21 protein-coding genes and 1 CRISPR repeat array are annotated in these 22,187 nt (G+C 69.0%); of the genes, 12 read left to right on the top strand and 9 right to left on the bottom strand.

Features of this window, described 5'->3' with window-relative positions; translation table 11 throughout:
- Genes cas5e through cas2e form a run of 4 tightly spaced genes read left to right on the top strand, consistent with a single transcriptional unit; the run spans nt 1 to nt 2,741 of the window.
- Nucleotides 1-762 carry a type I-E CRISPR-associated protein Cas5/CasD gene (gene cas5e, locus DFJ64_RS20205; protein WP_115849946.1) on the top strand — a complete coding sequence of 254 codons (762 nt, stop codon included), beginning with the start codon at nt 1-3 and terminating at the stop codon, nt 760-762.
- An 8-nt stretch (nt 763-770) separates the two neighbouring features.
- Nucleotides 771-1,421 carry a type I-E CRISPR-associated protein Cas6/Cse3/CasE gene (gene cas6e / locus DFJ64_RS08360; protein ID WP_115849947.1) on the top strand — a complete coding sequence of 217 codons (651 nt, stop codon included), beginning with the start codon at nt 771-773 and terminating at the stop codon, nt 1,419-1,421.
- Complete coding sequence (gene cas1e, locus DFJ64_RS08365; RefSeq protein WP_211310539.1) at nt 1,418-2,395, top strand: type I-E CRISPR-associated endonuclease Cas1e; 978 nt, start codon at nt 1,418-1,420, stop codon at nt 2,393-2,395. The genes cas6e and cas1e overlap by 4 nt, the downstream gene beginning before the upstream one ends.
- Nucleotides 2,396-2,417: 22 nt before the next feature.
- The gene (cas2e, locus tag DFJ64_RS08370) at nt 2,418-2,741 is read left to right on the top strand and encodes a type I-E CRISPR-associated endoribonuclease Cas2e (RefSeq protein ID WP_115849948.1); all 324 of its coding nucleotides are present in this window, start codon (nt 2,418-2,420) and stop codon (nt 2,739-2,741) included.
- Nucleotides 2,742-2,838: 97 nt separating this feature from the next.
- Nucleotides 2,839-3,110: a CRISPR direct-repeat array (repeat unit 28 nt; unit sequence GTCCTCCCCACGCACGTGGGGGTGAGCC).
- A gap of 128 nt (nt 3,111-3,238) precedes the next feature.
- Here cas2e and fmdA read toward each other — a convergent pair.
- The 5 genes from fmdA to DFJ64_RS08395 all read right to left on the bottom strand — a co-directional run bounded on the left by fmdA (nt 3,239) and on the right by DFJ64_RS08395 (nt 6,733).
- Nucleotides 3,239-4,483 carry a formamidase gene (fmdA, locus tag DFJ64_RS08375; RefSeq protein WP_115849949.1) on the bottom strand — a complete coding sequence of 415 codons (1,245 nt, stop codon included), beginning with the start codon at nt 4,481-4,483 and terminating at the stop codon, nt 3,239-3,241.
- Between the two features lie 77 nt (nt 4,484-4,560).
- Nucleotides 4,561-5,208, bottom strand: coding sequence for an AmiS/UreI family transporter (locus tag DFJ64_RS08380; RefSeq protein ID WP_115849950.1), 648 nt, complete (start codon nt 5,206-5,208; stop codon nt 4,561-4,563).
- Between the two features lie 63 nt (nt 5,209-5,271).
- The gene (locus DFJ64_RS20210; protein ID WP_115849951.1) at nt 5,272-5,556 is read right to left on the bottom strand and encodes an FmdB family zinc ribbon protein; all 285 of its coding nucleotides are present in this window, start codon (nt 5,554-5,556) and stop codon (nt 5,272-5,274) included.
- Nucleotides 5,557-5,704: 148 nt separating this feature from the next.
- Nucleotides 5,705-5,887 (bottom strand): hypothetical protein, encoded by a 183-nt coding sequence (locus DFJ64_RS08390; RefSeq protein WP_115849952.1) that lies wholly within the window; start codon nt 5,885-5,887, stop codon nt 5,705-5,707.
- Between the two features lie 147 nt (nt 5,888-6,034).
- On the bottom strand, nt 6,035-6,733 hold the full coding sequence (locus DFJ64_RS08395) for a pentapeptide repeat-containing protein (RefSeq protein ID WP_115849953.1): 699 nt from the start codon (nt 6,731-6,733) through the stop codon (nt 6,035-6,037).
- Between the two features lie 130 nt (nt 6,734-6,863).
- Between DFJ64_RS08395 and phnA the strand changes: the two genes are divergently transcribed.
- From phnA to DFJ64_RS08420, 5 genes are all read left to right on the top strand, one after another.
- Nucleotides 6,864-8,153 (top strand): phosphonoacetate hydrolase, encoded by a 1,290-nt coding sequence (gene phnA, locus DFJ64_RS08400; protein WP_245941013.1) that lies wholly within the window; start codon nt 6,864-6,866, stop codon nt 8,151-8,153.
- Nucleotides 8,154-8,252: 99 nt separating this feature from the next.
- A complete protein-coding gene (locus DFJ64_RS08405; RefSeq protein ID WP_245941014.1) occupies nt 8,253-9,557 on the top strand; it encodes an MFS transporter in 1,305 nt (434 codons plus the stop codon).
- An 11-nt stretch (nt 9,558-9,568) separates the two neighbouring features.
- A complete protein-coding gene (locus DFJ64_RS08410; protein WP_115849956.1) occupies nt 9,569-10,681 on the top strand; it encodes a zinc-binding dehydrogenase in 1,113 nt (370 codons plus the stop codon).
- Nucleotides 10,668-12,125 carry an aldehyde dehydrogenase family protein gene (locus DFJ64_RS08415; protein WP_115849957.1) on the top strand — a complete coding sequence of 486 codons (1,458 nt, stop codon included), beginning with the start codon at nt 10,668-10,670 and terminating at the stop codon, nt 12,123-12,125. The genes DFJ64_RS08410 and DFJ64_RS08415 overlap by 14 nt, the downstream gene beginning before the upstream one ends.
- A gap of 9 nt (nt 12,126-12,134) precedes the next feature.
- Nucleotides 12,135-13,043, top strand: a complete 909-nt coding sequence (locus tag DFJ64_RS08420) for a LysR family transcriptional regulator (RefSeq protein WP_115849958.1) — start codon at nt 12,135-12,137, stop codon at nt 13,041-13,043.
- 94 nt (nt 13,044-13,137) lie between these two features.
- Here the strand turns inward: DFJ64_RS08420 and DFJ64_RS08425 are convergent, their stop codons facing one another.
- From DFJ64_RS08425 to DFJ64_RS08440, 4 genes are all read right to left on the bottom strand, one after another.
- Nucleotides 13,138-13,500 carry a PPOX class F420-dependent oxidoreductase gene (locus DFJ64_RS08425; RefSeq protein ID WP_115849959.1) on the bottom strand — a complete coding sequence of 121 codons (363 nt, stop codon included), beginning with the start codon at nt 13,498-13,500 and terminating at the stop codon, nt 13,138-13,140.
- On the bottom strand, nt 13,497-13,934 hold the full coding sequence (locus tag DFJ64_RS08430; protein WP_115849960.1) for an SgcJ/EcaC family oxidoreductase: 438 nt from the start codon (nt 13,932-13,934) through the stop codon (nt 13,497-13,499). Before DFJ64_RS08430 ends, DFJ64_RS08425 begins: the two co-directional genes overlap by 4 nt.
- 253 nt (nt 13,935-14,187) lie before the next feature.
- The gene (locus DFJ64_RS08435) at nt 14,188-14,826 is read right to left on the bottom strand and encodes a PadR family transcriptional regulator (RefSeq protein WP_115849961.1); all 639 of its coding nucleotides are present in this window, start codon (nt 14,824-14,826) and stop codon (nt 14,188-14,190) included.
- A gap of 344 nt (nt 14,827-15,170) precedes the next feature.
- Complete coding sequence (locus DFJ64_RS08440; protein ID WP_115849962.1) at nt 15,171-15,818, bottom strand: helix-hairpin-helix domain-containing protein; 648 nt, start codon at nt 15,816-15,818, stop codon at nt 15,171-15,173.
- Nucleotides 15,819-16,124: 306 nt separating this feature from the next.
- Between DFJ64_RS08440 and DFJ64_RS08445 the strand changes: the two genes are divergently transcribed.
- The 3 genes from DFJ64_RS08445 to DFJ64_RS08455 all read left to right on the top strand — a co-directional run bounded on the left by DFJ64_RS08445 (nt 16,125) and on the right by DFJ64_RS08455 (nt 22,186).
- Nucleotides 16,125-18,083 (top strand): 3-keto-alpha-glucoside-1,2-lyase-like domain-containing protein, encoded by a 1,959-nt coding sequence (locus tag DFJ64_RS08445; protein WP_115849963.1) that lies wholly within the window; start codon nt 16,125-16,127, stop codon nt 18,081-18,083.
- A gap of 129 nt (nt 18,084-18,212) precedes the next feature.
- On the top strand, nt 18,213-21,017 hold the full coding sequence (locus DFJ64_RS08450) for a discoidin domain-containing protein (protein WP_115849964.1): 2,805 nt from the start codon (nt 18,213-18,215) through the stop codon (nt 21,015-21,017).
- Between the two features lie 89 nt (nt 21,018-21,106).
- Nucleotides 21,107-22,186, top strand: a complete 1,080-nt coding sequence (locus DFJ64_RS08455; RefSeq protein WP_115849965.1) for a Gfo/Idh/MocA family protein — start codon at nt 21,107-21,109, stop codon at nt 22,184-22,186.
- Nucleotide 22,187 lies beyond the last annotated feature (1 nt).

A 22,187-nucleotide genomic window follows, 5' to 3' on the forward strand; every position in this document is an offset into this window, starting at 1 on the left:
GTGTCCGGCCTGATTTTGCGTTTAGCCGCGCCGCTGCAATCGTGGGGCGAACACAGCACATTTGGGGAACGTGACACCCAACCTTACCCCACGCGATCTGGAATTCTCGGCCTCCTTGCAGCGGCACAAGGCCGTCCCCGTACGACCGGGCTCGCAGACTTTTTTCACCTACGGCTTACGGTCCGCGTGGACCGGCCTGGAGTCCTGCTTACCGACTTCCACACGGTCGGTGGCGGACTTCCCCGCGACCAGACAGTTCCCACCGCCCGAGGCGATAGGCGCGAAGAGGGCAAGGGGACCGTCGTGTCACATCGGCACTATCTCGCCGATGCGGCGTTCACCGTCGCTGTTGAAGGACCGGATGAGCTCATTCACGAACTCAGCGCTGCCTTACGCCACCCGACGTGGGCACCCTATCTTGGGCGGCGCTCTTGCCCGCCGGCTGAGCCGATCCTCCTTGCAAGTGGCCTCACCGACCCAGTTCGCGCGCTCAAACGACAGGTGCCCCTTAGCAGAGAGCGGCCACACACCGGTGACACGGTTGCGGTGGACTTCATCTATGAAACCGACATTCGCGACCCTCACGCCCGGGCTCACCTCATGGACGTGCCCGTGAGTTTCGATCCGCTGCGACGCGCATACCGGCCGCGGGCCATCAAGGTCCGTACCGAGCATCTTCCAGCAGATCTGTGTGGTGGTCATGGAGTTGACCAGCTGGCAGCGCTGGCCGAATACGCCGGATCCGCACGACAGGGGGGATAGGAGGAGTCGTGAACGTTTGGCTATCTCGACTGCGACCCAACCTGAAGCACGGCGCTGCTCGCCACGACCTGCGCAATGTTTACGACCTGCACCGCCGGGTCATGACCCTTGTTCCCGACAACCTCGGAGAACAGGCCCGTCGTGTGACTGGACTGCTCTTTCGCGTCGAACACACCGCTCGAGGCCCACAGGTTCTCGTACAAACGCAGGTTGCCCCAGACTTCGGACGACTTCCGGAGGGATACGCTGACGCTGAGGGTCCTCGGCGGCTCGACCCATTTCTCAGGGAGCTGCATGCCGGCGCACTGGTCCGCTATCGGATTGCCGGCAATCCTTCGAAGCGTCGTGGAAACTCATCGATCGATCTCGGCAAGCCGGGGCAGATCGTCCCCCTTCGTGGAGCAGACGCCGAACAGTGGTGGATCAGGAAAGCTGAGAAGCACGGCCTGCACATCCTGAGTTTGATCGCCCGACCTGTTCCCGACGCACGAGGAAACAAGAACGGCGCTCAGATCAAGCACGCAATCACGCAGTTTGATGGCGTTGCTCGCATCACCGATCCGGATCTGGTACGAGCCGCGGTCCTGTCAGGAATCGGACGTGGCAAGTCATATGGCTGTGGACTTCTCAGCCTCGCTCCTCTCAAGGTGGACCGGTGAACCAGTTGTCGGCTCGGCGACGCCTGGCCGCACCGACGCTCGTCATGCTGCCTCGCGTCGCCGACAGCCTAAGCTTTCTCTACCTCGACGTGGTGCGCGTCGTCCAGGACGACACCGGAGTCTGTGCGCTCATCGACAGCTCGCGTGGAACGGACCGCATCTACCTCCCTATCGCGGCGCTGTCATGCATTCTGCTCGGACCAGGGACATCCATCACGCAGCCTGCGATGGCTACCATCGCCCGCCACGGCACCAGCATGGTCTGTGTCGGCTCCGGTGGGGTGCGGTGCTACGCCGGCATTCTGCCCGACTCACTCACGACTGCGTGGCTAGAACGTCAGACCCGGGCGTGGGCTGACGACGCCACACGCCTAGCGGTCGCGATCCGCATGTACGAACGTCGCTTTGGCGTGCCAGCCCCAGTGGGCGCCACGCTGGCTCAGCTACGCGGCCTGGAAGGCCAACGTGTCAAGGCCCTGTACAGACAGCTCGCTCGCCGGTATCGCATTGGTAGATTCAAACGCAGCTATGACCTCGCCGCCTGGGATCAGCAGGATCCTGTCAACCTGGCTCTGTCCGCTGCCAACGCATGCCTGTACGGAGTGGTACATGCCGCGGTCCTCGGCCTCGGCTGTTCACCGGCACTCGGTTTCATTCACTCTGGAACGCAGCATGCGTTTGTCTACGATATCGCCGACCTGTATAAGGCCGAGGTCACGATACCGCTCGCCTTTTCCCTCCATGCGTCCACCGATCCTGAACGAGAGGCGAGACTTCGCCTTCGTGATCAGTTCCGACTCCTGCGGCTGCTTCCACGCATTGTCATCGACATTCAGAACCTGCTTGACCCAGACAACGCCGCGCAACGGACCATCCCGAAAGAGACGCTGGTCGAGCTTTGGGATCCCGTTGTCGGCGCGGTACCGGCAGGCGTGAACTACGGCAATGAGATTGACGAGGAGGCGCCATGGTGACCATCTTCCGTGAGGTCCGCGTATGCCATCGATGATGGTCCTGGCGGTGACCGCAGTTCCCGAGCATGTTCGCGGCGCACTTAGCCGCTGGTTGATTGAGCCAGCACCGGGCCTCTACGTTGGATGTGTCTCCGCCCGGGTACGGGACGAGCTATGGACGGCGGTCAGCGCCGTCATTGGCGATGGCTCCGCTGTTTGCATACATCCTGCCGATACCGAACAGGGCTATGAAGTACGTTCCTCTGGCTCCCAGCGCCGCGAGCCGATCGACTTCGACGGCCTCACGCTCATCCGCTTCCAGGCACTGGACCAGCCCTCGGATACACCCGACGCCGACTTCCTGTGATGGAGCGTGAGATGACCGCACGGAGGTCTCGGCGATGAGCGCTCACGTCGTGGCCCGGAGCCGCCCCCAGTCGTTGTAACCTCGCAGGTCAGAAGGAGTCCTCCCCACGCACGTGGGGGTGAGCCGCCGACTTCCCTCGGCTGGCCGCACCGCAGGCAGTCCTCCCCACGCACGTGGGGGTGAGCCGAAGTACGGGCGGCGGTAGCCGCACGCCGATCCGTCCTCCCCACGCACGTGGGGGTGAGCCCTTGCGCGCCTCGGAGCCGTCCCTGGCGTAGGTGTCCTCCCCACGCACGTGGGGGTGAACCGCACCATCGTTTGAGCACCCGGTGGAGGGTCGGGTGTTCCCCACGTACGTGAGGGTGAGCCGTTCACCACTCCGGTCGCTGTACTCGCCCGAGCGCCGTCCCCACGCCGTGGGTGTGAGTCAGACACGCCGAATGGAGTTCCCGCATCTACTCCCTGGTAGCCGCTTCCCCGACCCAGTTCAACGGGCACTAGCTGGTGACCGCGCAGCGGCCACGGTCGGCCCGCTTGGGTCCCTCGGCGCTGGGCCGGATGTCGAAGTCGAAGATCGCGGTCGGCAGGTAGAGGGTGCAACAGGCGTTGGGGATGTCGACGATGCCGCTGATCCGACCCTCGATGGGCGCCGAGCCCAGGAGCAGGTACGCCTGTTCCCGGCTGTAGCCCCACTTGGTGAGGTACTCGATCGCGTTCAGGCAGGCTCGCCGGTACGCCACCGTCGCGTCCATGTAGTGGTTGGTGTCGTCGTCGTCGACGGAGATGCCGACGAAGCTGAGGAACTCCGAGTACCTCGGCTCGACGTTGCCAGGCATGAACACGGGGTTCGTGGTGATGCCGTACTTCTCCATCCCACCCTTGATGAGGTCGACGTGCATGTCGATGTAGCCGCCCATCTCGATGGCGCCGCAGAAGGTGATCTCTCCGTCGCCCTGGCTGAAGTGCAGGTCACCACCGGACAGCTTGGCGTCCTTGACGAAGACCGGGTAGAAGACCCGGGAGCCGCGAGAGAAGTTCTTGATGTCCTGGTTCCCTCCGTGCTCGCGTGGCGGCACGGTTCGAGCGCCCTCCTGAGCGATCCGCTCGGCGTCCGACCCTGTCGCCTGACCAGCGAGTGCGTTCTGCGCGAGCGGTGGAAGGGCGAGCGGCGGAACCCGGTTGGGGTCCGTGTCAATGAGCGCTTGCTCCCGACGGTTCCACCGTTGGAGGAGCTCAGCCGACGGAGCGGTGCCGAAGAGTCCTGGGTGCGCGATGCCGGTGTAGCGCACCCCGGGGATGTGCCGAGACGTCGCGATCTGGCCGTGGAAGTCCCAGATCGCCTTGTACGCGTCGGGGAAGTAGTCGGTGAGGAAGCCGCCGCCGTTGTTCCTGGCGAAGATGCCCGTGTAGCCCCAGCCCTGGCCAGCGACGTCTCCGGTCTCCTGCGGGACCGGACCGATGTCGAGGATGTCGACGACCAGCAGGTCTCCCAACTCCGCGCCTTCGACCCCGATCGGCCCGCTGAGCATGTGCGGGATGCTCAGGTCGACGTCGCGAACGTCGTTCGCCGAGTCGTTGTTGCCGATCTGGCCGTCGGTCCATTCCCGGCACTCGATGCGGAACTCGTCCCCGGGCTTGACCATGGCCGCCACCGGGATGTCGGGGTGCCACCGGTTGTGCCCGGGAACGGCTTGGTCGCGCATGGACCGGGACTGGTCGACACTGAAGACGACGTTCGGCATGGCACTACTCCTTCGTCCCTTCGGCTCACTGAGTCCTTCCCCAGAGCGGGAGCGCGCCACGCCCGGGCGTCCACGGCCTAACGACTGCCTGTCGCCTTGCCAGTCGTCGTTGCATCGCTCGCCCCCTCGACGGGCCGCCGCGACGAGCGGGTCAGCGGCCACAGGGCGACGAAGACGATCACGGCGAACACCGCCCACGCGATCGCGAACTCAGCCGTGGGCCGCCAGTAGTCGGTCAGGATGAGGAACGACGGAATCACGGCTGTCACCCACCCTTGGATCGCGGTCACCCACCCGGTGTAGACCGTGAGCGAGGTGCGCTTGAGACCGAAGAGCAGGAAGAACAGGAACCACAGGAACGACCAGTACAGCCAGATGACTCCGAAGGGGTACTCCCGCAGGATCGCGAAGTTGGCGTAGGAGTAGCCGAGCGCCGCGATCGAGACGAACAACGAGAACCAGCCGACACCCGTGCTGTCGAGGTCGGCGAGCAGGCCGATGCCCACGTAGAGGTACGTGAAGCCGAACAGGTAGAGCCCGGAGGCGCTGAGGATCTGGGCCGGGTCACCACCGGAGGCGATGATGAGGTACGTCGGTGTCACGACCTGCAGACCGCCGACGAAGAGGTTGAGGATGGCCGCCGCTTTCGGTTCGACCTTGCCGAGCAGCAACAGGCCGTTGAGGAAGAGCACCGCACCGACGTACAGCAGCGCCACGTTTCCCATCGGCACTCCTTTCGCGGGGCTCCCGTCCAGACGGGCGCCGACCTTCGGTGATCGAGGCGGCCCTTACGGTCGTGGCAGCCGTCGAAGCGCCGGGTTCGGAGGTGGAGCGGGTCGGCTCGTCCGCCGTGGTGGAACCTCGGTCACCACGTCGGGTGCCTCTCGGCTCTTCTCCTCGAGGTCGCGGAGCGACCGGATCGTGGGAGAGAGTCGCCTCATCCGGGGCGCGGAGTAGACGCGCCGCGCCGCGTCACCACAGTCCGGGCACGCCGTCACACCAGGCGCGCTCCCCATCGGCATGCGCAGGTCGAATGTGCCGCACGATCGGCAGGAGAACTCGTACGTCGCCATGGACACACCCCTGACACCTCATCCGTCTGTGCCAGACGTACCCAGGCGTGCGGCCCAGCCAACGCTTCAGGCACGCGCTGCCAACGCTCCAGGCACGCGGCCGCGAAACATCGACCACGGGTGGGTCGGTGTACGGCGTCGCTCGCCGTCACTGGCTGGCGCGCCGGGTCACGACGCGACGCAGCTCGTCCTCATCCGGTGGCTCGCCGAACCGCTCGTCCCCCGGCAGGCCGTCCACGAGCACGTAGTAGACGACTCCTTCATCCTCGATCGTCTCGACGAGCGCGACCTCGTGCTCGTCGACGCGGTACGTCGTCACCACTCGGTCCATGGCTCCTGCTTCCCACGCGCCCGCCGACGGAGCGTGACCCTGTCCGTGACCGACAAACACAGTCAATGACACACTGACACCTGTGTCTTTCCCAGATGACGCTGATCGTGTCCCGCACGACAGAGCCACTACATCAGCGCGGGTTGATCAGCGTGTCGCCCCGTCGTCCGTCGCGATGACGATGCCCAACGCCTGGGCGAGGGCGTAGGACAGGGACACGAGATCGGTCGGGTCGATGACGGCGCCGCGTAGACTGGTCACACCCTGGATGCCGTCCAGGACGCACCGCGTCAGCACCGCGCCGGCCATCCGCGCCTGTGAGAAGCGTGCCCTGGTCAGGTCGCAGTCGACGAACTCCACGCCACCGGTGAGATCGGCGTCCATGAAGTCGGCCTGGGTCAGGTTGCACCCCTCGAAGCGGACCCGCTCGAACCTCGTCCCGTGAAACGCAGACAGGTCCAGCTTGCAGCCGTTGATCACCACGTCACGGAGCACGCCGCTCCGCCAGCGCACGCCGGTCGCGCGGGAGCCGCTCACCTCGACCCGCACCAGTCCTGAGGATTCCGCCGAGAGATTGGCGAGGTCACAGCTGTCGAACCGGCAGTCGACCCACCTCGTGCGGTCACACCTGGTGCCGTTGAAGGTGGTTCCCACGAACCGACAGCGGTCGAACTCGACGAGGACCGCGTCCCGGCCGGACAGATCGAAGTTCGCGAACTCCAGTCGAGCGAACTCGGCTTCCTCCTCGAGTTCGTGGTCGGGCAGGACGGCGGGAGCCAACGCGGCCTTGCCGATCCTCGGGGCGGTGGGCGGTCGACGTGCGCTGCGTGCCGAGCTGGGGGACATGCCCGCGCACCTTAGCCAGCCGCGCCGACGATCGCCCGCACCGGAAGCGGACCCGATCGTCACCCACCTGGCACCGCACGTTATGGCGGCGATAACGAGATCGTGGGTTCCGGCCCGGAGGATTTCGCTGTTGCATGGGCCACACACGCAGGATCCCAAGGAGCTGGAAGAGGAGCCGATGGAGCCCCGCCTGCCCGCGATCGAGCTGAACGGACGTCACTACGGTCCGACAGCCGAACCGGTCGTCGTCGTGTGTGTGGACGGCAGCGAACCCGCCTACCACGAGGAGGCGATCGCGGCGGGGCGGATGCCCTTCGTCGCCAAGCTGATCGAGGAGGGCACCGCACTGGTCGCGGAGTCGGCCATGCCGTCCTTCACGAACCCGAACAATGTGTCGATCGTGACGGGGGTCCCCCCAGCCGTCCACGGGATCTGCGGCAACTACTTCTTCGACCGCGACAGCGGCGAGGAAGTCATGATGAACGACCCGCGCTGGCTGCGGGCACCGACGATCCTCGCCGCGTACGCCGAGCACGGATGCAAGGTCGCGGTCATCACCGCCAAGGACAAGCTGCGCCGGCTGCTCGGCGCGGGACTCACGAACGGCATCTGCTTCTCCGCGGAGCGCGCTGACCAAGCGACTCGAGAGACCTGCGGGATCGACGACGTGCTGAGCCTGGTCGGCATGCCGGCGCCGCCCGTCTACAGCGCCGAGCTGAGCGAGCTCGTCCTCGCGGCGGGTGTGGAGGTGCTGCGGCGGGAGCAGCCCGACGTCATGTACCTGTCGCTCACCGACTACATCCAGCACAAGCACGCGCCGGGGTCACCCGTCGCGAACGACTTCTACGCGATGCTGGACCGCTATGCCGAACGCCTCGACGCGCTCGGCGCGCGGCTCGTCATCACCGCGGACCACGGCATGAACGCGAAGTCCGACGACACCGGCGCACCCCAGGTCGTCTACCTCCAGCAGCATCTGGACGAGTGGATGGGCGCGGGAGCGGCTCGCGTCGTCCTCCCGATCACCGACCCCTACACGGTCCACCACGGCGCGCTGGGCTCCTTCGCGACCGTCTATCTGCCACCGAACGCGGACGCGTCCACGGTGGCCGAGCGTCTCGCCCAGCTCTCCGGCATCGAGCTGGTCCTGCCCAACGCCGAGGCCTGCGAGAGGTTCGAGCTTCCGCCCGACCGCACGGGCGATCTCGTCGTCGTCAGCGAGACGAACGTCGCGCTCGGAACGTCACCGGACCGCCACGACTTCTCCGGCCTCGACGCTCCGCTGCGCTCGCACGGGGGCCTGTCGGAACAACGCGTTCCGTTCCTCGTCAACCGCCGGGTCGAGGGCCTGCCCCCCGACCACCGGCTGCGCAACTACGACGCGTACTGGGTGGCGACCAACTTCGTGGTCGCCGGCTAGGCGCGTCTGCGCCGCGGGAGGCTCGAAGCCGCGGGTGCCCCTACGCCGCGATGCCTGTCCGCGGCACCCGCTCAGGGTTCCTGGCCACGGGAGGCACTCGTGTCCACTCCCAGAAGCACCACATCCCAGGGCGTCGTCGACGTCACCCAGGACGGCCGACTGCGTCGGATGCAGTGGGTCGTCTTGGTCGCGACGATGTTCTGTTACCTGTTCTTCTACACCGGGCGGCAGACGTTCGGTTTCGCCATCCCCGGTATCGAGGCCGAGCTTGGACTGAGCAAGGCGACCCTCGGTTGGGTCAGCACCGCCCTGCTGTGGAGCTACGCGATCGGGCAGGCGATCAACGGCAACCTCGCGGACACCTTTGGTGGCCGCAGGATCATGGCACTCGGCGCCGTGGCCTCGACGGTCATGAACTGGATCGTGAGTCTCGGCGCCAACCTGGTGAGCATCGCAGCTCCATGGGCGGTCAACGGCTACGTCCAGGCGATGGGATGGGCAGCGGGCAGTCGGGTGCTGTCCAACTGGTGGCCTCCGTCCGAGCGCGGCAAGACGTATGGGTTCTACGTCTTCGCCGCTGGTACCGGATCGATCGTCGCGTACGCCACGGCCGTCGTCGTGCTCGACGTCTGGGAGCTGGACTGGCGTTGGCTGTTCCGGCTCCCGGTCTTGTTGATGCTGGTGGGCGCCGTCACGTTCTTCGTGCTCGCCCGGGAGCACCCGCGCCACCGCGGACTGCCGTCCCCGGTCGAGGAGCGCGGGACCGGCTCGAGCGCGAGCCACCGCGCGGCCGAGGAGAGCGCCTGGCAGCGCTACCGCACGGTTCTGCGTGAGCCGAGGATCTGGTTGGCCGGCGTGGCGATCGGCTTCCAGAACGCCGCCCGGTACGGCCTCCTGGTCTGGGTGCCGGTGCACTTCCTCGGGTCAGCGTGGCAGGAGGGAAGCGGTCGTGGCGGGATCAGCCCGCTGTGGATCACGGTCGCTCTCCCCGTCGGAATGGCGGTCGGCGCCCTGGTCAACGGGCAGATCTCGGACCGCCTGTTCGGATCGCGGCGCAGTCAACCGATCGTCTTGTTCATGCTCCTGGGCGCGGCGTCCGCCGTCGCCATGCGTCTGGTGCCCGTCGACCAGACGACCCTCGCGATGGGTGTGCTGTTCTTGGCGGGGTTCTTCGTCTACGGTCCGCAGGCATCGTTCTGGGCGTTGTGTCCTGACCTCGTCGGCGCGGCTCGGGCCGGCACGGCGACCGGCGTGGTCAATTTCTTCGCCTATCTCTTCGCGGGATTCGGCGAGCCGCTGATCGGTCGGTTGATCGACGTCTCGGGTCAGACCTCGATCGTCTTCGTGGTTGTCGCCGTCTGCTGCGCCGCCAGCGCGGCCGTCGCAGCCACGATCCGCCGCTAGGAGGGAAGAGGATGGCCAGCCAGCACGCGCTCGCGGCCGTGTGGAACGGCCCAGCGGAGGGCTTCCAGCTCACGGAGATTCCCCTGCCCACGCTCGCGGACGGCGAGGTGCTGGTCGAGGTGGAGGCGGCGACGCTGTGCGGGAGCGACCTGCACACGATCGCCGGCGAACGGTCGACACCGCTCCCCACCGTGCTCGGCCACGAGATGGTGGGCACCGTCGTCGCCGTCGAGGGGCAGGTCGAGACCCATGACGGACGGCGGGTGACACCCGGCATGCGGGTCACCTGGTCGGTCGGCGCCTCCTGCGGCGACTGCCCGCGCTGCCGACGCGGCCTGCCCCAGAAGTGCCGCACGCTGCGAAAGTACGGCCACGAGGCGATGACCGACACGTGGCGGCTCAACGGCGGGTTGGCGACCCACTGTCATCTGGTGCCGGGGACCGGGATCGTCGCGGTGCCCGACGAGTTGGCCACCGAGGTGGTTGCGCCGGCCAACTGCGCGACCGCCACGGTGGTCAGTGCGTTCCGCCAGCTTCACGCCAGCGAGGCGGGGCTCGTCGTGGTCCAAGGCTGCGGCATGCTCGGCCTGACCGCGGTCAGCTACGCCAAGGCCCAAGGCGTGGAGACGGTCATCGCCTCCGACGTCGCGCCGGAGCGGCTCGAGCTCGCCCGGCGGTGTGGCGCCTCGGTCGTCGCCACGCCGGACGACCTGCCGGACCAGGTGGCGGCCCACAGCGACGGTGAGGGCGCCGAGGTCGTCCTCGACGTCACCGGCAGCAGCACGGCCGTCGCGGCCGCGCTCGACCTGCTCGCCCTAGGCGGCCGGCTCGGCCTCGTCGGCTCGGTCTTCCCCGCCCCAGCCATCCAGCTCGACCCGGAGATGGTCGTCCGGCGCATGCTGACGCTGCGCGGCGTCCACAACTACACCCCTGACGATCTCGCGGTCGCCGTCGACTTCCTCACCCGAGCCGACCACGAGCTCCTGCGCAGCCTCGTCGCCAGGACCTTCCCCCTCGCCGAGCTGGACCAGGCGGTCACCTACGCGAGGACGAAGCGCCCACCGCGGGTCGCCGTCGACCCACGGATGACCTCCCCGGGAGGAGTGTGCGATGCGTCGCGTTGATCCACAGCACCTCGGCAACTACATCGCGGGAGCGTGGCGGGAAGGGCAGAGCGGCAAGCACCGTCGCAACGTCAATCCCGCCGACATCCACGACCACATCGGCGACTTCACCGAGTCGGGTGTCGTCGACGTCGAGTGGGCGGTCGACGCCGCCGCCGAGGCGTTCGCCGACTGGCGGGCACGCGGGCCGATCGCCCGGGCGGAGGTGCTGCGGCGTGCGGGGCGCCTGCTGGAGGAGCGCCGCGAGGTGCTGGCCGCGACGATCACCCGCGAGCAGGGCAAGCGGCTGGTCGAGGCACGCGCCGAGGTCGACCGGGCCCTGACGATCCTCGACTTCACCGTCGGGGAGGCGCGGCGGCTCAACGGCGTCACCACCCCGGCGGAGGACCCACGCACGGTGGCGATGACCTTCCGCCGCCCGATCGGGGTGGTGGGTCTCATCACCCCGTGGAACTTCCCCGTCGCCATTCCCATGTGGAAGGTCGCTCCCGCGCTGCTGTCCGGCTGTACCGCGGTCCTCAAGCCGTCCCCGTTCACGCCGTTGACCGCGGCGCTGCTCGTCCAGGCGTTCCACGACGCCGACCTACCGCCAGGCGTGCTCAACCTGGTCCAGGGTGACCGGGCGGCGGGGGAAGCGCTCGTCGCCCACCCCGCTGTCGCCGGCGTCTCCTTCACCGGCTCTCTCGCGGTGGGTCTCGCCATCCAGCAGGTAGGGGCCTCCCGGCTGCTCAAGACCCAACTGGAGCTCGGCGGCAAGAACGCGTTGATCGTGCTCGACGACGCCGAGCTCGACCGGGCGGTGGACGCGATCATCCACGGCGCGTTCGGACAAGCCGGCCAGCGGTGCAGCGCCACCAGCCGAGTGATCGTCGACCGCACCGTCAAGGAGGACTTGCTCGATCGGCTCGTGACCCGGGTCCAGGCCATGCGGGTGGGCCCCGGGACCGACCCAGCGGTCGATGTCGGTCCCGTGGTCAACGAGGAGCGGCTCGAGGCCTGCCTGAACGCGATCGAGCGGGCGGTGGCCGACGGCGCCACGGTCGCGTGCGGCGGACGTCGCCTCACCGACGGGCTGCCTGAGGGGTACTACGTCGCGCCGACGGTGCTGCGGGACGTGCCCGAGCAGTCCGAGATCGCCCAGGAGGAGATCTTCGGCCCGGTCCTGGCCGTCCTCGACTGCGACGGCCTCGACGACGCGATCCGCATCGCCAACTCGGTGCGCTACGGCATGTCCGGCACGGTCTTCACCAAGGACCTCACCCGGGCGTTCGAGGCGCTCGACCGGCTCGAGGCGGGCATGCTGCACGTCAACCGCCCAGGCGTCGGCGCGTACGCCCACCTGCCGCACGTGGGAACGAAGAGCTCTCAGTACGGACCACCGGAGTGCTCGCCGCAGGTCTGGGACTTCTACACCGAATGGCGCTCGGCGTGCGTCGCGTACTAGAGGTGGCCCATGCGGCTGAACTTCCACCGACTGTGGCTCTTCCTGCAGGTCGTCGAGTGCGGTGGCTTCTCGGCGGCCGCGCAGAAGCTCTACATGAGCCAACCGTCGGTGTCCAACCAGGTGCGCCAGCTGGAAGCGTCGCTCGGCGCGACGCTGATCGATCGGTCCGGGGCGAAGGTGCGGCCCACCGCTGAGGGCGAGGTGCTCGCGGAGTACGCCCGACGGTTGTTCCTGCTGGCCGACGAGGCCGTCACGGCCGTCCGACAGGTGCAAGGGCTCACGGTCGGACACCTGACCGTCGGTGGCTCGACGACGGTCGGCACGTACCTGCTGCCGCCGCTGCTCGCCCGGTTCCGTCAGGACTATCCCCACATCGGCGCGGACCTGGTCGTCGCGAACGCTGAGGAGGTCAACCGCCGTCTCCTCGACGGGGAGATCGGCTTGGCGGTCATCGCGGGTCGGCCGCGGTCCGGCCAGCTGCAGTGGGAGCAGGTGGGAACCGACCGGCTCATCCTCGTCGCGCCACCCGGGCATCGGCTCGTGGGGCGCGTCGTGGACGCCGACGAGCTGGCGGGCGAGAGCTTCCTAGTGCGGGAACCTGGCTCCCACACCAGGGAGCTGCAGACGGTGGCGCTCCATCAGTGGGGCCTGGACCTGGAGCCGGCGGAGGTGTGGGGCCCCGAGGCGCTCAAGCAGGCGGTCGGCGCCGGCTTGGGGCTGTCGCTCATCTCCGAGTACGCCGTCCACCACGAGCTTCGCGAGGGACGCCTGGCGACCATCGTGGTGGAGCCAGCACCGCCGGAGCGGCCGATCGTGGCCGTGCACCGCCGCGACCGCCTGTTGTCCCCCGCCGAGCAGGCGTTCCTGCGCCTCCTGCGTCGGCGGGAGGAGTGGCCGGCCCCTTCGGATGCGCGGTGAGCCGAGCGACCTCCAGCGAAAGCGTGCAGGCGGCGCGTGTGGACGACGGTCGGGGGTGCGCCGACGGTCTCGGCGCACCCCCGACGCGTCCGCGCTACGAGGCAGCCGTCTCCACCGGCGTCAGCTCGTAGGTGACCGGGACGTCCCGGTAGAAGACGCGGTAGACCCACACCCAGAACCGCATGCCGAAGGACTCCCGCGGGTTGGTGTCGACCACACGGGCCAGACACTCGACGGCGGGACCCGTCACCTTTCCACGCCGGGTGCACGGCGCGACGGTGACCTTCGGGTTGCGGGCGATGCGCTTGACCTTCCAGGTCTTCGACCGGGTGGTGACATATGCGCGGTCGCCGTCCACACGGATGCCGACCATCGTTCCGACGCCGCGGCCGTCTCGGCGGTAGCTGGTGAGCATGACGACCGAGGACGAGCGCAACGGCGCCAACGCGTCGCTCATCTCGCCTCCTTCCAAGCCGAGCTCGGGTTGGGCATCGGCGTCACGCGCGTGTTCTGGAACGACGCCAGCCGCCAACCCTTCGGCCCGCGCACGGCGGTGAGCGTCATGATCGAGTCACGGTCGGGCGTGGGCGTGGACTGCCCGGCCAGCACGGTGCCGCCTCGGCTGACCACGAGCGCGACGTCCTCACTGAGGAACCGGATCGTGGGGCCCGCCGAGCCGGTCGACGGCTGCCCGATCCGGGACCCCTTGAGCGCGTGGGTGAACAGCGGTTCGTGGGCGGCCTCGATCTCCTTCCGGCCCTTCAGGTGGGCGCCGAAGAACGTGATGTAGTCGGCGTCCTCGGTGAACACCTCGGCGAACGCCGCCGCGTCACCGGCGTTCCACGCGGCGACCATGCGGTTGAGCAGCTCGGTGATGGGAGTGGGATCCATGCGGAGTCTCCTTGTCGGAACTGGTCGCGGGACGTCCCGCGACGGTGACAGGCACTCCGCGAAGCCACGGCCTGGCTATCCTCGACGTGGGAAATCTGGACGGCGACCGTGCCTGTCGCGGAGTCGTTCGGACGGTCGGTCGGGTGTTGGCGCACCCGACCGACCACTCGTCTCCAGATGCCTTTCCGGCGCGCTTCCGCGGGCGCGTCCAACCGGACGGCAGGACACCGTGGTGGCGCGTCCGCCCTCTCAGCTAGTGGTCTGTCGCGCTGACCTCCTTTCCGGACGACCCACCACTCGGACCGATCTCGTGTTCCTCGAGCAGTGGTTGCCAGGTCAACGTCCCGTCGCGTAGTTCGGCCAGGATCTGCCGCACCCACGTCAGCTCGGCGGAGCGAATCGCGCGCTCCGATTCCAGCTCGAGGACGAGGACGCGCGGCAGCCCGCGCTCCTGGAGGCCGGCGGCGTGCGCGTCGAGCGCCTTGAGGGTGGCCTCCAGGGTGACCGCGCGGGTCTGGAGAGCCCGCTCGACGGCGGCGGGCGGCAGGCTCCCACACAGCGACACGGCGGCGGAGAGGACGGTGCTGTCGGGGTCGGGCTGCTCGAGCAGGCGGGTCAGCCGGCTGCCGAGCTCGGCTCGCCCCTCCGCGGTGATCTGGTAGACCGTCCGCTCCGGACGGCGGCCGGCGCGGCTGGTCGCCACGGGCTGGATCAGCTCATGGGCGGCGAGCCGATCGACCGCGTGGTAGAGGCTGCGAGGCAGGCCGGTCACGTAGTCCTTGTGCGTGTCGAGGATGAAGCGGTGCAGCTCGTACGGGTGCTTCGGCCCGTGCGCGAGAAGGGTGAGCACGGTGAGCTCGACCAGGTCACGGTTGCTGGGCCGACGGGCCACGTGGGCTCTCCCTCCGCACTTCACGAGCGGGTCACGAGCAACATCGCATCACAAGCAACATTGCATCGATCTCTATTGCACTTTGCACTATAGCAGGAAGCGCTATCGCGATTCTCGTCGTTGACCGTCCTGTGCCCTGCCCGGTCAGACGGCACGGGCCGGCCTCGACCACGAGGCTCAAGCAGCGCGTCGAGGGATGAACCGGGAAAGGGACCAGGAACGCAGGGCGTCCGCGCCGCGACTCGACGGGCGGGGACCCCGCAGGTGGGCGTCACGCCAGGGCCTCGACCGGGCGCAGGTCGAGCGCGAGGAAACGCAGGGCGGCACCAGGACCCGCGAGAAGATCAGTACCGCAGGAAGATCGCGCGTTCGCGCAGCCCCTCGACGACCGGCGGCGGCAGGCTCGTGTAGGCGCTGAGCTCCTCGAGGCTGGCGAAGCCGTGGATCTCCGCGCGCACCCGCACGATCTCCTCGGCGTGCTCGGGCGACAGCTCGAGGACGTGGACCATCACCTCGGGCCCCACGTGGTTGAGGTCGACCAGGCCACCGTCGTCGTACGTCCGACCCGACACGTCGGGCCGACCGATGCGCAGCTCCCGCGCCATGGCCGGGTCCCTCTCGACGATCGCCCGCGCCTCAGCACGCCGGGCCCGCGCGTACTGCACCTGTGCGATGGCGGCACGGGACGGTGTGTGGTCGATCGCCTCACCACCGACACCGAAGACCCGTGACCGCAGCCGGAACGCCTGCACCGTCCCCGCCCCCATGGCGACCAGCGCGAGGACCACGCCGATCGATCCGGCGAGGCCCGGCTCTGCGCTGGGGTCGTCCATCGACGGGTCGAGGGAGACCAGGACGAAGGCGAGCCCGGAGAGCACCGCGAGGCCCACCGTCGAGCGGAGCAGCTCGCGTTCCCGGAGCTTCACCCACGCGTACAGCGCCGGAACCCAGGCGAACAGTCCGGCGCTGACGAGGGGGACCAGCGCCCACAAGGATCCGGGGTCCCGATACCACGGGCGCCCGCGCTCCGCCCGTCGTTCCGTGGGGACGCCGCCACCCGACGACGTCGGGGCAGGTGGGCGCGACACCGACGCGTCCGAGGGTGGAACGGGCGCCGGGCCGGAAGGGCGGTCAGGCGGGTGCACACCCCTTAGGTAGCACAACGCGCCCTGGCTCCGTGTCCAGCGGCGGCCAAGAGTTGGCGCACGCACCCCACCACGGACGTCCCCGGGTGAGGATGATCACGGCCCTGTCCACCGTCTCCTCGCATCGTCCCACCGCACGTCGAGGGAGGACTGATGTCCGACCATCCGCACCAGTGGCTGAAGCCGAACCGTCGCAGCCTGCTCAAGGCGGTCGGCACGGGCGCCCTCGCCGCGGCCGCCCCAGTGTCGCTGGGTGCCCCCGCCGCCGCGGCGCCGCCGACCACGAAGACACGCGGGTCCACAGCTCCCACTCACGCGGCCTGGACCGACCTTCCGCTGCTGAGCGGCGAGGAGTTCCCGATCGGGCTGTGGTGGCCACCACCGCCGTTCCAGACGACGCTCGAGCGCTACCAGGAGATCAAGGACGCTGGCTTCACCTTCACCCACAGCAACAACTACCTGTGGGCCGACCACCAGATCCAGCGACGGGCGCTCGAGATGGCCCACCAGGTGGGCTTGCAGCTCGTCATCGACGACCCCACGATCCGGTGGCTCCGCAACGACTTCGAGATCACCACGAGGGGTGGCGACTTCACGCTCACCCCCGAGCAGGCGGCGACCAAGATCCGTCAGGTCATCGACCTCTACCGGCCCAGCAGCTACTGGCGGATCGAGGACGGCCGCCTCCTCCAGGACGGCGGCACCGGAGCCGGCAGCGTCGGCCTCTCCCGCGCGGGCGCCGACTGGACCGACTACACGTTCGCGTTCGACACGGCGCCACGCCCGACCGGTGGCGGCGGCCACGCGCAGGCCGGCTGGGCCTTCCGGGCGCAGGACCCGGCGAACACCTACGTGTGGCTGCTCGCCAACGCCGGCTACGCCCCCGAGGGAGCGCCCGGCTACCTGGCGAAGGCGCTCTTCGTCAACGGCGCTCCCGTCTGGGTCCGAGCCGTCCCACTCGAGATCACCGTCACACCGGACACCTGGTACCACGTCGAGACCACGGTGGAGGGTGACACGATCACCACCTCCATCAACGGGCAGGTCGTCGACACCACCACCGACGACACGTACCGGACCGGCAAGGTCGGCTTTCGCGAGGCCGGATCCGAGTCCGCCCTCTTCGACAACGTCCAGGTGACCGCCCTGGACGGGACCGTGCTCCTCGTCGACGACTTCTCCGGCACGCTCAGCAAGTGGGATCCGCCCAATGCCGGCGGCTATCCCTCCTTCGTCGGCCTGGACGTCTACGACGAGCCGAGCCCGGACAAGTTCGAGACCCTCGCGCGGATCGTCGAGATCATGCGCGAGGAGCACCCGGACTACCTGCCCTACATCAACCTCTTCCCGACGACCGACCCGAACTACGTCCGGCAGTTCGTCGAGGTCGTCAAGCCGGCCCTGATCTCCTTCGACCGCTACCCGCTCCTGATCGACGGAAGTGACGACCCGCACTACTTCCTCAACTGGGCGATCGTCCGGGAGGAAGGGCTGCGCGCCAACCTGCCGACGTGGATCTTCATCCAGACCCTCGCCTACGCCGGGCACCGCGAGCCCACCGCCGCCGAGATCCTCTGGCAGATCAACGTGAGCCTGGCCTACGGCTGCAAGGGCATCCAGTACTTCACCTACTGGACACCCGATCCAGCCCGTGGGGAGGCCTTCGAGTCCGCGCTCATCACGGTCGACGGTCAACGCACCCCGCGGTACGACGCGGCCAAGGAGATCAACAACGGCTGGCTCGCACCGGTCGGTCGGGAGCTCAAGCCGCTGGTGTCGGAATCCGTCGTCCACGCCAACGAGAGCCCTCTGCCCGCCGGGGCGAGCGGGTTCACCCCGAACGACTACGTGCGCCAGGTCAGCGGCGACGCCGTGATTCTCGGGCAGTTCCGCAGCACCGACACGGAGGACACCACGCGCTGGCTGTTCGTCGCCAACCGCGCGCACAGCAGGCCGGCCACGGCTCGGCTCACCATGAACCGCGCGAACGTCAAGGACGTCCTCCGCTTCGACCCGGCCAGCCGACGCTACGAGCCGCTACGCAACAGCGCCGTCGTCGAGGTGAGCCTCCCCGCCGGGGCCGCCGCGCTGTACCAGCTCAGGACCTCCTGATGGCACCAGGACGCTCGACCCGACGGGGTGCCGCGACGTCGAGGCCACGGCGTAGTGGCGCCCCGCCGGGAGCGGCTGTCGTCGGAGGAGACGTGCCGTGCGAGTACCGCTGGAAAGGAAAGGCACGCGATGGGACCCCTGCCTCGCCGTGAGTTCCTCAGCCTCGGTGGAGGCGTGGTGGCCGCGGCGGCTGGCTTCTCACCGACCCTCACCCCCGTCTCGACGAGACGCGCACCCACGAGGGAGGCCACGATTCCCCACCCGTCACGCCTCGGTGACGAGAACGACGAGGCACGCTTCTACTACCGCCTGCTGCTGCTTCACACCCGGTGGGTGGAGACGCTGTGGGACGACGCCGTGGGCCACTACCCCCTGGCCGACTACAACATCGTCCACGTCCTCGGCAACGCGGTCCTGCTGACGATGGGCGACTACGACGCCGACCTCGCCGGCGTGTCCCGCGACACGCTGCGCGACCACACCCTCGCCACCATCGACTACGCCGCCCGCACCAACTTCTACGCGACCGGCTCCACGTGGGGTGACGGCGGCTACGAGTGGGGTGGCGCCATCTTCTGGGACGGCACGATGGAGTCGTACTTCGTCGCCGCCGCCCGTCTGCTGTGGGACGACCTCTCGGCCGAGACGAGGGAGGCCGTCGACGCCATCGCGATCGGGGGAGCGGAGTACGTCGCGAGCCTCGAGGACACCGAAGACCCACGCAGCGGCGGATGGTCGTCCAACGGCCTCAAGGGCGGTTACCGCGCCGACTCCAAGATCGAGGAGATGGGCGCGAAGTCGATGCCCTTGGCGACCGGTCTGGCGTACTTCCCGGACCATCCCTCGGCACCGCGCTGGCGGGAATGGCTGACCCGCTGGATGTCGAACATGACCGGGCTGCCGTCCGCTGACCGCCACAACCACACCCTGCTCGAGGGGCGTCCCGTCTCGTGGTGGAACGAGGCGCACAACATCTTCGACACCTACATCGTGGAGAACCACGGGTCGTACGCCCCGATGTACCAGGAGTCCGTCGGCGCCTACCCGGGGCGCAACGCGATCCACTTCCTCATCGCCGGCCAGCCGCTCCCCGACGTCATGTGGGCGCAGCCGAACGCCGACGGCCTGTGGCGGACGCTGCGCCACCTCGGCACGGCCGCCGGCCTCACCGCGCATCCGATGATCGCGGACCGACACCATCTCTACGGCCGGGACGTGTTGCCGCTGACGTGGCGCCGACTCGGCCAAGGTGACCGGTTCCTCGCCCGCGGCGAGCGGATGCTCATCGAGCACCTCGAGCCGTACCTGCTCCATCCGCCGGAGTACCGCCTCACGAAGTTCACCGGCGAACCCAAGTACGAGCCGGAGGCGCGCGCGGAGGTCGCGATCGCGTACCTGCTCCATCGATGGCGCGACCGCCTGCGTGGCGACGTGACGCCCGTGTCGGAGACGGCCTACTGGGACGACGTCGCCGGTGTCACCGACTACGGCGCCGACGTCGGGCTGCTCGCCCACCAGTCGCGGGAGTCGCTGGCGATGGTGGTCACCAAGCCCGGCTACGTCAAGCTGGCCTTTCTCCCCGAGCACGACGACTGGTTCCTCGACGTGGCGGGGAGCGCTCCGGCGTTCCTGCCGTCGACGCAGACCACCATCGAGGGCGTCACGACCACGGTGTACCACCGGGAGTCGGACGGCTTCGACGGGACCGCCACGCTGCTGCGCCTGCCGACAGGGTTCGCCGGATACGCCACGCTGCCCGGCGGTATGGTCGTCTACGCCAGCTCCGGGCACGCGGACGGCGAGGGCGCGCTGCGCCTGTTCTGCCTCCGCATGCCAGGGGTACGTGGACTCGACGGCGACCGCACCTTCACCGGACCGAACGGCAGCGTGACCCTCACCGACACCGGCGGTGACGGCGACGTCGATGAGCTGACCTTCCCGGCCGTGCAGGCCCGCCACGTGCGCATGCTCGGCGTCCGACCGGCCACCCAGTACGGCTACTCGCTCTGGTCGTTCGAGGTCTACGCCGAGGGCGGGGACACCGACCTGGCTCGCGGTCGACCGACCACCGCGTCGTCCTCGTTCAGCGAGGAGTACCGACCCGAGTACGCCACCGACGGCGACCCGACCACGCGGTGGGCGGTGTCCGGCGAGGAACGGCCACGCCCGGACAGCTGGCTCGCCGTCGACCTCGGAGAAGTCCACACGGTGGATCGGGTGCGACTCCACTGGGAGACGGCGTACGGCGCGGAGTACCGCATCCAGGTGTCCGTCGACGGACAGACCTGGACCGACGCTGTGCGAGTCCCCGCCTCCCACACCTTCCCGACCGGCTGGGTGAACGTCGACGACCGCGTCGGTTTCCTCGTCCGAGGGAGCCGCAACCCCATCCGGGTGTCGGCCCGCTCCCTCACCCTGTCCGACGGCCCGGCCGCTGGGAGCGCTGGCATGGTCATCGAGGCCTACCCCGGCGTGAGCGCCGCCGTGACGGCCTCGCTCGCCCACCAGCCCGCCGCCACCACCGAGACCCCTGGCCTGGCGGCGAGCACCGCGGCGGGACACCTCAGCCTGTTCAACCTCTCCGGCGCCGACCTCACGGGACTGGTCCGGGTGCCCCGCGCCGCCGAGCGGGTCCCGCTCTACCTCGGACCGGGGTCCATCAAGGAGCAGGTCGTGAACCGGGACGGGGTGACGGTGGGCGTCCAGCTCGGCGCCGCCACCGCGCGGATCGCCCCACCGGCATTCGAGCTGGCAGTGGACAGCGCCCCGGACGTGGCCGTGCGGGCGAGCGTGTCCGATCCGCGGGTGGTGCGCCTCACCAACACCGCCGACGAGACGTGCCGGCTGCGCCTGACCTGCCTGGCGACCGGCGAGACCCGGCCGGTCACGCTGCCGCCAGGCGGCACCAGGACCGTGCGGTTCCGTCGCCGCTGACCGCCGCCCTCCACGCCGGTGTGGCCGTGACTGGTCGGCGCGCTTGGCCGAGCGCGCCGCGGACGGCAGGGTAACGACGGGTACCGCCGGTGCCCATCACCACACACCCGGGTGAGAAGGGCTGCGACATGTCACGAGCACGGCTGAGAGTGGGCATCCTCGGTCTGGGGCGAAGCGGGTGGGGCATCCACGCCACCGCCCTCGCCGACCACGACGGCTTCGAGGTGGCGGCGGTCGCCGACCCCGTCGAGGAGCGGCGGGCCGAGGCCAAGGAGGCCTTCGACTGCGAGACGTACGACGCGCCCGAGGCGCTCCTCGACGCCGCCGACGTCGACGTGGTCGTCGTCGCCACGCCCTCCCACACCCACGTGCCGCTGACGCTCTCCGCCCTCGGCAAGGGGCGGCACGTCGTGGTCGAGAAGCCGATGGCGGAGAAGGCGGCGGAGGTCGACGAGATGATCCGCGCCGCCGAGGCCGCGGGCCGCGTCCTCACCTGCTACCAGCCGCGTCGGCTCGACCCAGACTTCGAGTACGTGCGAGACGTGATCGACTCGGGCCGGCTGGGTGAGCTGGTCCTGCTGCGCCGGACCGCCCACCGATTCCAGCGGCGCGCCGACTGGCAGACGTTGCGCAAGTACGGGGGCGGCGAGCTCTCGAACACCGTGCCCCACTTGCTGGACCAGGTCTTGCTGCTCCTCGGCGAAGCGCCGACCGAGATCTTCGCCGACCTCCGCCACACCGTCAGCCTCGGTGACGCCGAGGACCACGTGAAGCTGTGTCTGCGCACGAGCGGCGGCCCGCTGGCCGAGATCGAGTCCAGCCTGTGCGTCGCGCTGCCCCAGCCGGCGTGGCAGGTCGTGGGCACGGCGGGCGCGCTCGTCGGCGACGGCAGGACCTTCACCCTGCGCTGGTTCGACCCCGACTCTCTTGGTCCGCTCGAGCTGGACGAGGGCCCAGCGCCCGAGCGCCGCTATGGGACCGGCGAGACGATCGACTGGCAGGAGGAGGTGCGCACCCTCGGTCGGGGCGCCCGGTCGGCGGCGCTCCGCTTCTACGACCGGCTCGAGGCGACCCTACGGGACGGCGCGGAGCTTTTCGTCACGCCGGAGAGCGTGCGGCGTCAGATCCACATCATCGAGGAGGCGCGCCGACTGACCGGGTATGCCTGAG

Origin of the sequence: Thermasporomyces composti (assembly GCF_003386795.1) — a bacterium.
Taxonomy (GTDB): Bacteria; Actinomycetota; Actinomycetes; order Propionibacteriales; family Actinopolymorphaceae; genus Thermasporomyces; species Thermasporomyces composti.

Coding starts and splice junctions, on each gene's coding strand:
- cas2e (WP_115849948.1), top strand. CDS start 2,418: ATGCCATCGATGATGGTCCTGGCGGTGACCGCAGTTCCCGAGCATGTT.
- fmdA (WP_115849949.1), bottom strand. CDS start 4,483: ATGCCGAACGTCGTCTTCAGTGTCGACCAGTCCCGGTCCATGCGCGAC.
- DFJ64_RS08380 (WP_115849950.1), bottom strand. CDS start 5,208: ATGGGAAACGTGGCGCTGCTGTACGTCGGTGCGGTGCTCTTCCTCAAC.
- DFJ64_RS20210 (WP_115849951.1), bottom strand. CDS start 5,556: ATGGCGACGTACGAGTTCTCCTGCCGATCGTGCGGCACATTCGACCTG.
- DFJ64_RS08390 (WP_115849952.1), bottom strand. CDS start 5,887: ATGGACCGAGTGGTGACGACGTACCGCGTCGACGAGCACGAGGTCGCG.
- DFJ64_RS08395 (WP_115849953.1), bottom strand. CDS start 6,733: ATGTCCCCCAGCTCGGCACGCAGCGCACGTCGACCGCCCACCGCCCCG.
- DFJ64_RS08410 (WP_115849956.1), top strand. CDS start 9,569: ATGGCCAGCCAGCACGCGCTCGCGGCCGTGTGGAACGGCCCAGCGGAG.
- DFJ64_RS08415 (WP_115849957.1), top strand. CDS start 10,668: ATGCGTCGCGTTGATCCACAGCACCTCGGCAACTACATCGCGGGAGCG.
- DFJ64_RS08420 (WP_115849958.1), top strand. CDS start 12,135: ATGCGGCTGAACTTCCACCGACTGTGGCTCTTCCTGCAGGTCGTCGAG.
- DFJ64_RS08425 (WP_115849959.1), bottom strand. CDS start 13,500: ATGAGCGACGCGTTGGCGCCGTTGCGCTCGTCCTCGGTCGTCATGCTC.
- DFJ64_RS08430 (WP_115849960.1), bottom strand. CDS start 13,934: ATGGATCCCACTCCCATCACCGAGCTGCTCAACCGCATGGTCGCCGCG.
- DFJ64_RS08445 (WP_115849963.1), top strand. CDS start 16,125: ATGTCCGACCATCCGCACCAGTGGCTGAAGCCGAACCGTCGCAGCCTG.
- DFJ64_RS08450 (WP_115849964.1), top strand. CDS start 18,213: ATGGGACCCCTGCCTCGCCGTGAGTTCCTCAGCCTCGGTGGAGGCGTG.